The sequence below is a fragment of the Rhodococcus sp. P-2 genome (genome assembly GCF_016598535.1).
GTDB lineage: Bacteria > Actinomycetota > Actinomycetes > Mycobacteriales > Mycobacteriaceae > Rhodococcus_F > Rhodococcus_F baikonurensis.
Map to the genome: position 1 here is coordinate 1007255 of NZ_CP066779.1, position 13546 is coordinate 1020800.

11 protein-coding genes (1 of these 11 only partly in view) are annotated in these 13546 nt (G+C 62.9%); 2 read left to right on the forward strand and 9 right to left on the reverse strand.

Annotated features, from left to right (window positions below):
• The 8 genes from I7X09_RS04645 to I7X09_RS04680 form a co-directional block, all read right to left on the reverse strand.
• A protein-coding gene (locus tag I7X09_RS04645; RefSeq protein ID WP_200315813.1) for a non-ribosomal peptide synthase/polyketide synthase crosses the window boundary here: on the reverse strand, window positions 1-3528 show its start. It extends 25050 nt beyond the left edge of the window; the window shows 3528 of its 28578 coding nt (coding positions 1-3528); its start codon is at window positions 3526-3528; its stop codon lies beyond the left edge, outside the window.
• A gap of 460 nt (window positions 3529-3988) precedes the next feature.
• Window positions 3989-4594 carry a 3-oxoacid CoA-transferase subunit B gene (locus tag I7X09_RS04650; protein ID WP_200317671.1) on the reverse strand — a complete coding sequence of 202 codons (606 nt, stop codon included), beginning with the start codon at window positions 4592-4594 and terminating at the stop codon, window positions 3989-3991.
• 41 nt (window positions 4595-4635) lie between these two features.
• Entirely contained in the window at window positions 4636-5391 is a 756-nt protein-coding gene (locus I7X09_RS04655; protein ID WP_007730192.1) for a CoA transferase subunit A, read from the reverse strand.
• A gap of 3 nt (window positions 5392-5394) precedes the next feature.
• The gene (locus tag I7X09_RS04660; RefSeq protein WP_003942031.1) at window positions 5395-6222 is read right to left on the reverse strand and encodes an HpcH/HpaI aldolase/citrate lyase family protein; all 828 of its coding nucleotides are present in this window, start codon (window positions 6220-6222) and stop codon (window positions 5395-5397) included.
• Window positions 6219-6707: a MaoC family dehydratase gene (locus I7X09_RS04665; RefSeq protein ID WP_003942078.1), complete on the reverse strand. Its 489-nt coding sequence runs from the start codon at window positions 6705-6707 to the stop codon at window positions 6219-6221. The genes I7X09_RS04660 and I7X09_RS04665 overlap by 4 nt, the downstream gene beginning before the upstream one ends.
• On the reverse strand, window positions 6704-7867 hold the full coding sequence (locus tag I7X09_RS04670; RefSeq protein ID WP_200315815.1) for an acyl-CoA dehydrogenase family protein: 1164 nt from the start codon (window positions 7865-7867) through the stop codon (window positions 6704-6706). Before I7X09_RS04670 ends, I7X09_RS04665 begins: the two co-directional genes overlap by 4 nt.
• A complete protein-coding gene (locus I7X09_RS04675) occupies window positions 7867-9903 on the reverse strand; it encodes an acetyl-CoA carboxylase biotin carboxylase subunit (protein ID WP_200315817.1) in 2037 nt (678 codons plus the stop codon). Before I7X09_RS04675 ends, I7X09_RS04670 begins: the two co-directional genes overlap by 1 nt.
• Before the next feature lie 5 nt (window positions 9904-9908).
• A complete protein-coding gene (locus I7X09_RS04680) occupies window positions 9909-11498 on the reverse strand; it encodes a carboxyl transferase domain-containing protein (RefSeq protein ID WP_042453308.1) in 1590 nt (529 codons plus the stop codon).
• Window positions 11499-11596: 98 nt separating this feature from the next.
• On the opposite strand from I7X09_RS04680, the gene I7X09_RS04685 reads away from it, so the two are divergent.
• Together I7X09_RS04685 and I7X09_RS04690 are read left to right on the forward strand one after the other, a co-directional pair.
• On the forward strand, window positions 11597-12196 hold the full coding sequence (locus I7X09_RS04685) for an SACE_7040 family transcriptional regulator (protein WP_003941968.1): 600 nt from the start codon (window positions 11597-11599) through the stop codon (window positions 12194-12196).
• A 48-nt stretch (window positions 12197-12244) separates the two neighbouring features.
• Window positions 12245-12991 carry a GTP pyrophosphokinase gene (locus tag I7X09_RS04690; RefSeq protein ID WP_019744227.1) on the forward strand — a complete coding sequence of 249 codons (747 nt, stop codon included), beginning with the start codon at window positions 12245-12247 and terminating at the stop codon, window positions 12989-12991.
• A gap of 120 nt (window positions 12992-13111) precedes the next feature.
• Here the strand turns inward: I7X09_RS04690 and I7X09_RS04695 are convergent, their stop codons facing one another.
• The gene (locus tag I7X09_RS04695) at window positions 13112-13372 is read right to left on the reverse strand and encodes a GlsB/YeaQ/YmgE family stress response membrane protein (protein WP_003942027.1); all 261 of its coding nucleotides are present in this window, start codon (window positions 13370-13372) and stop codon (window positions 13112-13114) included.
• Between the last annotated feature and the right edge of the window lie 174 nt (window positions 13373-13546).

Here is a 13546-nt window from a genome sequence, read left to right on the forward strand (position 1 = left end):
GAAGCCGCGAGACGCCACGTCGAACAGGGCCGCGTCGAGATGCGAATTCCGAATCTTGACCGGGTTCAACTCCACTGCAGCCCGGTCGACCGGCAGAACCAGCTGTTGCGCGGTTCCGTCGACATCGGGGTAGATCGTGCGCAGAGACTCGTGCCGCTCGAGAAGGTCCATCACCGCGGCATGCAGGGCGGACGGGTCCACCGAACCGGTGAGCCGGACCGTGAACGGAAGGTTGTACGCGGGTGTCGACGGGTCGAGACGGTTGATGAACCACATACGCTGCTGCGCAAGCGAGAGCGGGACGACCTCGGGACGAGGCTTGGCGATCAGCGGGGTGAGCTGCCTGGCGTTGCCCGCCACCGACTCGGCGCGGGCCGCCAAGGTAGCGACCGTGGTGGATTCGAAAAGCTCCCGAACGCCGAGTTGCACTCCCAATGCCGAACCCACTCGGGTCACCAATTGTGTTGCAACCAGAGAGTTTCCACCGAGCTCGAAGAAGTCGTCATCGATACCGACGCGCTCGACACCGAGCACGTCGGCAAACACGTCAGCCACGATGCGTTCGATTTCGGTGCGGGGCTCGCGGTACTGCTTCGCACTCGCGAACACCGGCTCGGGCAACCCGGCACGATCCAATTTGCCACTCGTGTTGAGCGGCAACGCATCGAGCACCATCAACGCGGCCGGAACCATGTACGACGGGAGGCTTCGACCGGCGAACTCGCTGAGGACAGCAGCATCGATGTTTCGGCCAGGCCCCGGCACGACGTAGCCGACCAATTGATCACCAGTCGGGGTGACGGTCACCAAGACGACAGCCTGGGAAACATCGGGGTGTGCCAGAAGAACGGTCTCGATTTCGCCGAGCTCGATGCGCTGCCCACGGAACTTCACCTGGAAGTCGGTACGCCCGATGTAGTCGAGATTTCCGTCCTCACGGCGTCGGACGAGGTCGCCGGTTCGGTACATACGCTCACCGGCCGTGCCGTACGGATTGGCGACGAACCGATCCGAGCTCAGATCAGGTCGACCCACGTACCCACGCGCGAGTTGGACGCCGGCGAGGTAGAGCTCACCCGGCTGTCCGATGGGCGTCGGTCGAAGTTGCCCGTCCAGTACGTGTGCCTGAGTGTTCCACTGCGGCATACCGATCGGCACGGAAGTAGTGTCCGAGGACACGGCCTCGTAGTACGTGACCGACACCGCGGCTTCAGTCGGACCATACAGGTTGTGCAGTCCGGCTCCACAGAGTTCACGGAAGGCGGAAGATGTCTCCGGTGGGAGCGCCTCGCCGATGACGAACACGTGGCGCAACGAATCACAAGATCCGGCAGGTGCATTCGCAGTGAACAGCGTGAGCATGGATGGCACGAAGTCGGTGATCGTGACGCCGAGTTCCGCGATCTTGTTTGCCACGTAGATCGGGTCTCGATGACCGTCCGGAGTCGCAACTACCAGTGTGGCGCCGACCTGCAACGGCATGAAGAATCCCCACAGCGACACGTCGAATGTCGTGGCGGTCTTCTGCAGGTAGATGTCCGACGCCGAAAGCCCGTACTCGGCGTTCATCCACTGAAGCTGATTGTTGATCGCTGCATGAGTGACCGCGACACCCTTGGGTCGCCCGGTCGACCCCGAGGTGTAGATCACGTACGCAGTGTTCGAGAAATGCAAGGGAGACAGGCGATCTGCGTTGGCGATCGACCTACTGTCGAGCTGTCCGTAGTCGAGGGTGTCGATCTCGATCACCCGTGTCCCCTCGGGCAGATCCACATCGTCCCGCGCAGTAGTCACAACACACGTGGGCTGCGCCGACTCGAGAATATATGCGGTGCGGTCGGCTGGATGGTCGGGATCTACCGGCACCCAGGCTCCGCCGGCCTTGGCGATCGCATACAGACCGACCATCAAGTCCAGAGACCTGCGGATCGACAGTCCCACAAGCGATTCGGGCCCAACACCCATGCCGATGAGCTGACGGGCCAAACCGTTTGCGCGGGCGTCGAATTCGGCGTACGTGAGGCTGGCGCCTTCGAAAACGACAGCGGTGGCATCGGGCGTACGCTCGACTTGACGCTCGAATGCTTCGGTGATGGTCTGCGAGGCAACGTGGAAGCCGGTGCGGTTCCACAATGCAACCTTGTTCCGCTCCTCGTCGGTTGCGACAGGGAGATCCCAGACCTTGCGGCTCGTTTCGGCCGAGACGAACTTCTCGAGGAACTCCACGAACCGCGAGTGATTTCGCTGGGCGTCAGCGGGCCCGTACAGATTGGGATTCGACTCGAAGTCGATGTGCGTACGGGTGTCGCCGACGCTCTGGTACAGGTTGACACCGAGGTCTTCGATCAACCCCGTGGACAGGATGTGAAGCTCGCCGACGAGGGGCCCGAACGCCAACTCGGTGGAAAACATCATGATGTTGATCCACGGGCCGAAGAATCCGCCCCGACCCGGCCCGTCACCGCCGCGAACCATGTCCTCGTGTCGGTACCGCTGATGGCGCAGTGCGCCGGACATTTCGTTCCTGACGTCGTCCAGAAGATCCTGGACGGTGGTGTCCGCAGTGACGGTCAGTCGCAGCGGGACGACGTTGGAGACCATGCCACCGGACCGGCGCAGCACGGCTGTCGTTCGACCGGAAACGGGCAAACTCAGCGACACGTCCTCTCGTCCGGTCATCTGAGCGAGGTACGCCGCAAACGCCGCGACGACAGTGCCGGCAACAGTGGTCTTCTCTACGCGCTCGAGGAACCGCCCGAGCAGCGCCTCGACGTGGTTGGACAGCGCTGCACTGTCGATCCGACTGACCGGAGCAGGCGCGGCACTTCGACCCGCGAGGCTCGAGATCTCGTCGAGATTCTCGATCTTGTCTGCCCAGTACTTGCGATCGGTTTCGAACCGACTCGACTGGCGGTACTTGTTGTCCACCTCGTAGACGTTCCGGAGATCGGAGGCCTCGCTCGGCTCCGGATCCCGGCCCTCCACGCGCGCCGAGTACAACTCCGCCACACGAGTGACGAACGTCGAGGCACCGAAACCGTCGAGAATTGTGTGGTGAACCCGTGTGTACCAGTAGTAGCGGTTCTCACCGAGGCGCAAAATCGTGGCAGAGATCAGTCGGTCCGCAAGCATGTCGATCGGCCGACTGCGATCTGCTCGCATCCACCGCATGGCTGCGTCGTGTGAGTCGTCTTCACTACGAAGGTCGACGTAGCCGACGGAATCATCGAGTGTGGGGTCGATGATCTGGTACGGCTGGGCGTCGATCTCGAAGATCCGAACGAAGGCCGATCCAATTTCGCGACCGGCGTCTGCACAGGCCTGACGAAGAGCATCAAGCTCGAGAGCACCACGGAGTTCGACATACTGAGCGATGTTGACCGGTACGGCGGGATCAAGGTGCTGCGCGAACCACATACCGAGCTGGGCCGCTGAAAGCGGGAATGCGTCTGATCGCTGAACGTCTTCCGGCGAGCTGCCGACCTCCGGCTTGCCGCTCCCCAGTTCTCCGTTACCCAGCGAATTCACGCCCACAGCCTCTCTTCCACACCATTGCGCACCCGTGCGAGCCGAACGTCCGATTCGCAGCAGCTACCGACCTCATCCAACCTCGACGAGCCAGAACCACCCATTGTCTCCGATACATAGGTGACAAGAGAAATCCATACCCCGGTATATCGACGGTTTTGCTGCAATTCGTTACAAATCGCCCAGCGCATCTACCCCCCGATCGCATTGCCGAAACGCACGGTTCAGACGCTGTGCGCGAAATCTCCACCCCTGGAACAATCAATCTGCAGCCGACGATCTGCACCCCCATCCACATCAGTCACCTCGGACAATTTACAGGCCCGTCAGCTACTCGGCGCCCGAGCTCGAATCAGATTCAACAGTCGCTGATCGAGACTATCGGTACACGCCGACAGACCGACGAAAGAACGCGCCGACCAGCGGTCGGCGCGTTCTTTCGAGTGGAGGTACGAAGGCTTCAGGAAAAACCCACACCAGTCACACTCTTCAGGTGTTCGCTGGTGACCCCTGGAGCTAGCTCCACAAGCTCCAGACCCTCCGCGGTGACGTCCAGCACCGCGAGGTCGGTGATGATCCGGTGGACGACTCCCTGCCCGGTAAGCGGCAGGGTGCACGCCTCGACGATCTTGGGGTTGCCCTCGCGATCGGTGTGCTCCATCACGACGATGACGCGGCGGGCTCCATGGACCAGGTCCATCGCCCCGCCCATGCCCTTGACCATCTTGCCGGGGACCATCCAGTTGGCGAGGTCACCGGTCTTCGACACCTGCATCCCGCCGAGCACCGCGGTGTCGATGTGGCCGCCGCGGATCATCCCGAAGGAGAGGGCCGAGTCGAAGAACGCGGCACCGGGATTGACGGTGACGGTTTCTTTACCGGCATTGATAAGGTCGGCATCGACCTGATCGTCGGTCGGGTACGGCCCGGTGCCGAGGATGCCGTTTTCGCTGTGAAGGACCACCTTGACGCCCTCGGGCAGGTAGCTGGGGATCAGCGTCGGCAGGCCGATGCCGAGGTTGACGTACTCCCCCGGCCGCATCTCGGCGGCAGCGCGAGCGGCCATCTCGTGGCGGGTCCAGCCGATACGAGTTTCCTCTGCACTGGTCACTTGGTACCTCCTGAGACGGTCCGCTTCTCGATCCGCTTCTCCTGCGGGCCTGTATGCACGACGCGCGCGACGAACACTCCAGGTAGGTGCACGTGCGCGGGGTCGATGTCGCCCGGCTCGACGAGGTTCTCCACCTGCGCGATGGTGATCCGGCCGGCCATGGCAGCAAGCGGGTTGAAGTTCATCGCCGTCTTGTTGAAGACGAGATTTCCTTCGGTGTCGCCGTAGTCCGCGTGCACGAGCGCGAAGTCAGCGGTGATCGCCTCTTCCAATACATACGTGCGGCCACCGAACACTGCCGTCGCCTTCGGTGGCGACGCCACGGCGATCGAACCGTCCGGGTTGTATCGCCACGGCAAGCCGCCCTCGGCGATCGGTGTGCCGACGCCGGCCGGAGTGTAGAACGCCGGAATGCCGGTACCGCCTGCTCGCAGCCGCTCGGCCAGCGTCCCCTGCGGCGTCAACTCCACTTCGAGCTCACCGGCGAGATACTGGCGGGCGAACTCCTTGTTCTCCCCCACGTACGACGCCGTCACCCTGGCGATCCGGTGCGCGCCGAGCAGGATGCCGAGACCGTAGTCGTCGACACCGCAGTTGTTGGAGAACACCTCGAGATCGGTGGCGTCGCCGTCGGCGATCGCCGCGATCAGTGCGTCGGGAATACCGCACAGCCCGAAGCCGCCCACTGCGAGCCTGGATCCGCTCGCGATGTCGGCAACTGCCTCAGCTGCCGTATTCACGACTTTGCTCATCCGCTAGTTCTCCTTCTGCTGAAAGATTCCGGCTCGGTGAAGAAGCTTCTCGGCGTGACGAAGAACGGGAGCGTCGACCATCTTGCCCTCGAACGCGAACACACCACGTTCAGTAGACACCGCGGCAAGCACTCGTGTGGCCCAGTCGATCTCTTTTTCCGAAGGTGCGAAGGCACCACGGATGACCTCGACCTGACTCGGGTGGATCGCAACCTTCACGTCGAAGCCGACTGCGACGGCGTCAGCGGACTCGACGCCGAGGCCCACGAGGTCCTTGATGTCGAGGTACACGGAATCGACCGCCAACCGGCCGTAGCTCTTCGCGGCCAGCAGAGACGTAGATCGGACATGCTTGGCAACGTCGCGGTACGAACCGTTCGGGTGCCTGCTCGAGTTACCACCGAGACCGGCAACCAGATCCTCGGCTCCCCACATGACACCGATGGCGTTCGCAGCAAGCGCGATGTCGGCCACGGCGAGGGCTCCTCGCGGGGACTCGACGAGCGCAACCACGTCCGCCGGTGCGAGCGAGAGGACGTCCTCGGCCGATTCGCACTTGGACAGCATGAGACGCGAATAGTGTGTGCCGTCCAGCGCGATCAGATCGAGTTCGTGATCAGGCGTCCCGACCGGATTGACGCGCACGACCGTCCGCTCCGGATCGAGAGGAGTGTCGATCAGGGCCGCACGTGCGGCTTCCTTGTCGGCCGGAGCCACACCGTCTTCGAGATCGAGGATCACGACGTCGGCAACGGCCGCGGCCTTCGCGTAACGTTCGGGACGATCCGCCGGGCAGAACAACCACGCCGGCCCCGGCGGCGTCCACGTCATGAGGACACCTCAGCCGGGCGGAGCTGCACCAACGTCTTGCGCGTGGCAAGTGCGACGACGTCACCGTGCTGGTTGCGACCGGTGTGCACCAGCGTCACGATGCCTTCACCTGGACGGCTCTTCGACTCACGCTTGTCTGCGATGAGCGTCTCGGCATACAAAGTGTCGCCGTGAAAGAGCGGCTTCGGGAAGCTGATCTCGGAGAAGCCGAGGTTGGCGACGATGGTGCCCTGCGTCAACTGCGCGACCGAGAGGCCCACGATGGTCGACAGGGTGAACATCGAATTGACCAGCCGCACACCGAATTGAGTGTCCTCGCTGTACGCGGCATCGAGATGCAACGCCTGCGTGTTCATCGTCAAAGTCGTGAAAAGGACGTTGTCAGCCTCGGTCACCGTCCGGCCTGGGCGGTGCTCGTAGATCGCGCCGACCTCGAACTCCTCGAACCAGAGCCCGCGCTGAGTGATCTTCTTGGGGTTCGTCACAGCCCTGCCTCACGGGCGATGAGCATCAACTGCACCTCGGTGGTTCCCTCACCGATTTCGAGGATCTTGCTGTCACGGTAGTGGCGCGCGACGGCGTACTCGTTCATGAAGCCGTATCCGCCGTGGATCTGCGTGGCGTCGCGCGCGTTGTCCATGGCAGCTTCGGAGGAGATGAGCTTGGCGATGGATGCCTGCTTCTTGAACGGCTTGCCCGACAACATGAGTGCGGCCGCGTCGTAGTACGCGGTACGTGCGACGTGGGCGCGAGCCTCCATACGCGCGATCTTGAACGCGATGGCCTGGTTGTGTCCGATGGGGCGACCGAACGCCTCGCGTTCCTTGGCGTATTTGATCGACTCGTCGACGCAGCCCTGGGCGGCACCGACACTCAACGCTGAAATGGCGATGCGGCCTTCGTCGAGGATGCGCAGGAAGTTCGCGTAGCCGCGCCCGCGCTCACCGAGCAGATTCTCTTCGGGGACACGAACATCCGCGAACGTGAGCGGATGGGTGTCGGAGGCGTTCCAACCGACCTTGTTGTACGCCGGTTCTGCCGTGAAGCCGGGCGTTGTGGTCGGCACCAGGATCGTCGAGATCTCCTTCTTGCCACCGTCCTTGACACCCGTGACCGCGGTGACTGTCACGAGCTTGGTGATGTCGGTGCCAGAGTTGGTGATGAACTGCTTGTTGCCGTTGATGATCCACTCACCGCTGTCGAACTTCGCGGTGGTCTTGGTTCCGCCGGCGTCGCTACCCGCACCGGGCTCGGTCAGGCCGAAGGCAGCCAACGACTTGCCGCTGGTGAGCTGCGGAAGCCACTCTTCCCTCTGTGCCTCGTTACCGAAACGGTAGATCGGCATTGCGCCGAGGGACACACCAGCTTCGAGAGTGATCGCGACGCTCTGGTCGACCTTGCCCAACTCTTCGAGCGCCAGGCAGAGCGCGAAGTAGTCGCCGCCCATTCCGCCGTACTCCTCGGGGAAGGGCAGGCCGAACAGTCCCATGTCGGCCATCCCGGCCACCACCTCGTACGGGAAGGTGTGGTTGGCGTCGTGCTCGGCAGCAACCGGTGCCACGACGGTCTTGGCGAAGTCGGCAACGGTCTTGGCTAGCTGCTGGTATTCGTCCGGAAGCGCTCCGGTGGCAAGGTAATCGGACATCAGGCGTCTTCCTTCTGCGTCGTGTTCTCGGTCTTTACTTCTGCAGTCTCTTCTTCGGCAGGTACCACGCGGGCCAGAACCTGATCCACCATCACCTGATCGCCCTGACGGACAAGCACTTCCACGATCCCTTCGATCGGGGACGTCAAGGAGTGCTCCATCTTCATGGCCTCGACCACGACGAGTGGTTGTCCCGCGCTCACTGCCGCGCCGTTCTCGACGTTGACCGCGATGACGGCACCGGGCATGGGGCTGGCGATTTCGGCGTCACCGGCATGCTTGTCCTCACCGCGAACGCTGACTTCGGCAACCTCGCGCACGTGCCAGGTTCCGCCGCCTGCCAGCCACAGACCACCATCGGTCTGGGCGACGACAAACGTGCGTCGACGTCCGTCGATCACCACCGCCAGTTCGGATCCCGTCAGGGTCGCGCTGAATGCGCGAGGCTGTGAACCTTCGACCTCGACCTTTGCATCCGCGGGAACGCCGACGATCGCAACGTGCGCCGTTCGGGTGCCGGCGGAGAGCCTGATGCTGGTCGGAGCGGGAGTTCCGACGCGCCACCCACTCGGGACGTCCCAGGGATCAACGGATTCCGAAGTTGTCCACCGCGAGAGCCAGCGATACGCCGCGGCAGCAATGAGCACCTCGTCGGAGGCGTCGGCTGCGACAAAGTCTTCGACGCGACGATCGAGCAGACCGGTGTCGAGGTTGCCCGCGATCACATCCGGATCAGCGAGGAGGAACCGTGCGAATTCGATGTTGGTCACGACTCCGAGCACTGCGGTGTCACCGAGTGCGCGATCGAGCTTGCGCAGTGCGCCCGCGCGGTCGGGAGCGTGGGCGATGACCTTGCTGAGCATCGGGTCGTAGTCACTGCCGACGACGGTGCCCGCGAGCAGTCCGGAATCGACGCGCACGCCGGAACCGGACGGCTCGACCAGATCGACGACGCGGCCGCCGGTCGGCAGGAACCCACGGCCCGGATCCTCCGCGTACACACGCGCTTCGATGGCGTGCCCGGTCAGTGTGATGTCGCTCTGGGAGAAGGCCAACTTCTCCCCTGCTGCCACACGAACCTGCCATTCGACCAGATCCAGTCCGGTCACCATTTCGGTGACGGGGTGCTCGACCTGCAGGCGGGTGTTCATCTCCATGAAGAAGAACTCGTCCGGCTTGTCGGCGGAGACGATGAACTCGACAGTGCCGGCGCCGGTGTAATCGACGCTTCGAGCGGTGTTGCACGCTGCCGCGCCGATCCGGTCACGGGTCACCTGATCGAGCAGTGGCGACGGAGCCTCTTCGATGACCTTCTGGTGACGCCGCTGCAGGCTGCATTCGCGCTCACCGAGGTGAACGACGTTGCCGTGCTGGTCGGCGAGAACCTGGACCTCGATGTGCCGGGGCCTCAGGACGAATCGCTCGAGAAACAGGGTGTCGTCACCGAACGACGAAGCGGCCTCACGACGCGCACTGCGAAGAGCCTCGGCCAGATTGGCCGGATCCTCCACCAGACGCATTCCCTTGCCACCGCCGCCTGCCGAAGGCTTGACCAACACCGGGTAGCCGATGTCCTCGGCTGCGGCGATGAGTTCTTCGTCGGTCAGATTCGGGCGCGCGATACCCGGGACCACCGGCACGTCGAACGCGGCAACAGCGTTCTTCGCGGTGATCTTGTCGCCCATCACCTCGATGGCCCGCTCGGAGGGGCCGAGGAAGGCAATTCCGGCAGCCGCGCAGGCAGCCGAGAACGCCGAGTTCTCCGACAGGAAGCCGTAACCGGGGTGAATCCCCTGAGCGCCGGTGGACTTGGCAGCGTCGATGACCTTGTCGATGACGAGATAGCTTTCACGCGCCGCGGCCGGTCCGATGTTGACGGCAGTGTCGGCCTCGCGGACGTGGCGAGCATTCGCGTCGGCGTCGCTGTAGACGGCAACGCTGCGAATTCCCAACTCACGCAACGTGCGGATCACACGAACCGCGATCTCACCGCGGTTGGCCACGAGAACAGTATCGATAGTGCGCAACTCAGTCATTTCGCTCACATCCGGAAGACGCCGTAGGAGACCGGCTCGATCGGTGCGTTTGCGCACACCGAAAGGGCCAGGCCGAGAACAGTTCTGGTATCTGCGGGGTCGATGACACCGTCATCCCACAGCCGTGCGGTCGAGTAGTACGGATTGCCCTGAGCCTCGTACTGCTCGCGGATCGGCGCCTTGAAGGATTCTTCGTCCTCGGCCGACCACGGATTACCCGCACTGTCGAGCTGGTCACTACGAACGGTCGAGAGCACCGAAGCGGCCTGCTCGCCGCCCATGACCGAGATGCGCGCGTTCGGCCACATCCACAGGAAGCGAGGTGAATACGCGCGTCCACACATCGAGTAGTTGCCGGCGCCGTACGAGCCGCCGATGACAACCGTCAGCTTGGGGACCCGTGCACACGCAACTGCCGTGACCATCTTGGCGCCGTGCTTGGCGATGCCGCCTGCCTCGTAATCGCGTCCCACCATGAAGCCCGCGATGTTCTGCAGGAACAGAAGCGGCACACTGCGCTTGTCGCACAGTTCGATGAAATGTGCTCCCTTCATGGCGGATTCGCCGAAGAGCACGCCGTTGTTGGCGATGATGCCGACCGGATGGCCCTCGATGTGGGCGAAACCGGTGACGAGCGTCTTGCCGTACTCGGCCTTGAACTCCTGGAACGCACCACCGTCGACGAGCTTGGTGATCACCTCGTGCACGTCGTACGGAGTACGGGGATCGGTCGGAACGACGTCGTAGAGCTCGCTCTGATCGGCGACGGGCGGAACGGTGGAGATGACGTCCCACGGGCGTTCGGAGCGAGGGCCGAGTGTGGCAATGATGTTGCGCACGATGCGAAGTGCATCGCGGTCGTCCTCGGCCAGGTGGTCGGTGACGCCGGAAACCTTGGAGTGCAGGTCGCCGCCGCCGAGCTCTTCCGCCGTGACGATCTCACCGGTGGCCGCCTTCACCAGCGGCGGACCACCGAGGAAGATGGTGCCCTGGTTGCGGACGATCACTGCTTCGTCACTCATCGCGGGCACGTAGGCGCCGCCCGCGGTGCACGAACCGAGAACTGCGGCGATCTGGGGAATCCCCTTGGCGCTCATGGTCGCCTGGTTGTAGAAGATCCGGCCGAAGTGCTCGCGGTCCGGGAAGACTTCGTCCTGGCGCGGCAGGAAGGCGCCGCCGGAGTCGACGAGGTAGATGCAGGGAAGGTTGTTCTGCAACGCAACTTCCTGCGCGCGCAGGTGCTTCTTCACCGTCATCGGGTAGTAGGTGCCGCCCTTGACCGTCGCGTCGTTGGCGACGATGACGCACTCACGGCCCGACACACGGCCGATACCGGTGATGACGCCGGCGCCGGGGCACTCGTCGTCGTACAGGCCGTTGGCCGCCAGCGGGGACAACTCGAGGAACGGGCTGCCCTGATCGAGCAGCGAGTCGACGCGATCTCGCGGCAGCAGCTTCCCCCTGCTCACGTGCCGCTCGCGAGAGCGCTCGTTGCCACCCAGCGCTGCTTGCGCCAGTTTCTTCTTCAGTTCGTCCACCAGAACGGTGTGATCGGACCGGTAGCCCGATCCTTGCGTGATTCCACTGGGAGTCATCCCGCCGCCTTCGCCATGAGTTAATGCTCGATAACTGAAACTAGATTAACTATGATTAACTGAGTTGTCCAGAACACAAGCGAAGAAAGATCGAGAGAATGACCTCTGAGCAGGTAGCAGCTCCGACGCGACGCGATCAGATGAAGGCCGACCGTCGTCGTCAACTCTTGGACGCCGCCGCCCGGTTGATCGCCGAGCGCGGATTCGTGAGTGTGCGACTCGAAGACCTCGGCGCGGCCGTCGGCATCAGCGGCCCGGCCGTGTACCGGCATTTCCCCAACAAGGATGCCGTCCTCGTGGAACTTCTCGTCGGCATCAGCACACGACTGCACGAAGGCGGATCAGCGGCAGCAGAGGCAGCGGACTCACCGAGCGCTGCTCTCGACGCACTGGTGGAGTTCCACCTCGACTTCGCACTGGGCGAGCCAGACCTGATCCGTATCCAGGACCGCGACCTCGAAAGCCTGCCGGCCGACGCGCGTCGACAAGTACGCCAAACGCAGCGCAAGTACGTCGAGGTGTGGGTCGGTGTGCTCGAGCAACTCGATCCCCAACTCGACCAGGCGGATGCGCGCATCAAAGCGCACGCCACCTTCGGTCTGATCAACTCGACCCCTCACAGCGCCAACCCCGCTTCGCCGGCACGCGCACGCCGCGTCCTGCGGGATATGACACTCGCCGCACTGCGCACCCACTGAAACCGGACACGGCACAATCGGTGGCAGACTGGTTACACCAGCTAACAGATGAGGGTGCCGAACGTGGAAGACAGCAGTGGGGTCAGCAGAGCCGATTTCGCCGAACTGCGGACCGAGTTCTCCCGCTTCATGATGTTGTACCAATTCGGAATCTCCGAACTGATGACCAAGGTGAACATCCTCAAGGACGAGTTCACTCACATCAATCAGTACAGCCCCATCGAACACGTGACGTCACGAGTCAAGTCGCCGGACAGCATCCTGCGTAAGGCTCAACGCCTGAACATCCCGCTCACGATCGACGACATCTCGAAGAACATCTTCGACATCGCCGGCGTGCGCATCACCTGCAGCTTCATTTCCGACACGTACCGGATCGCCGAGATGCTCACCAGCCAGACGGACCTTCGGGTGATCGAGCGCGAGGACTACATCGCCGATCCGAAACCCAACGGCTACAAGAGCTTGCACTTGATCGTCGAGGTCCCGGTTTTCATGAGTGACCGCGTCCGGCACGTTCCGATCGAACTCCAGATCCGCACCATCGCGATGGATTTCTGGGCGAGCCTCGAACACAAGATCTACTACAAGTACAACCGCGAGGTTCCCGTCGAACTCCTCGACGAACTCACCGAGGCTGCTGCCGCGGCACACCGCCTCGACGTCAAGATGGAACGCCTCAACGACGAGTTCGCGAAGATCAAAGCGCTTCCGCATCCTGACGACGAAATCCTCGAGCAGGATCTGCCTGCCCAGTTCCTCGAGGCGCTGCATCTGCAGCGACGGGCGCTCTGAATTTAGGCACCCCTCCCCTGAGCGAACGCGCCTTTCGGCGCACCTGAGGCGACGAGAGTGCCGTTCGCTCACAACTGGGGTCGGACAACTAGGGCAAACAAAAAGAATTGCGTTGGCTTGCTATTTCTTGCCAGTGACGGCGCTGTAGCCGATCGAGAGCACGGCCGCCGCGGCGATGCTGATGATCCAGCGGATCCAGTCGATTCCGCCCGTATCGCCCTTGTCCGAGATCGCTCCCCAGACCCAGTACCCGATAAGCGCTCCGGCGATACCCAGCACGACGGTCACGATCATGCCGTACTGCTGCTTACCTGGCAGTACGAGACGAGCCAGGATTCCGATGACTGCGCCGAAAATGATGGTTCCGATAATTTGCCCCATGACAGCCCCTCTCACACGTCGTGCATGCACGCGGACGGAAGATCACCGCTCAGGGAAACAATAACCACAGTCACACACAACTGTCGCTTGTTGACCGAATTGTTGTCCGAGATGCAACCTCGACGCGTTACACCCATGACATTCGCGAGTTATTATTTCGCAATCAAGCAGACC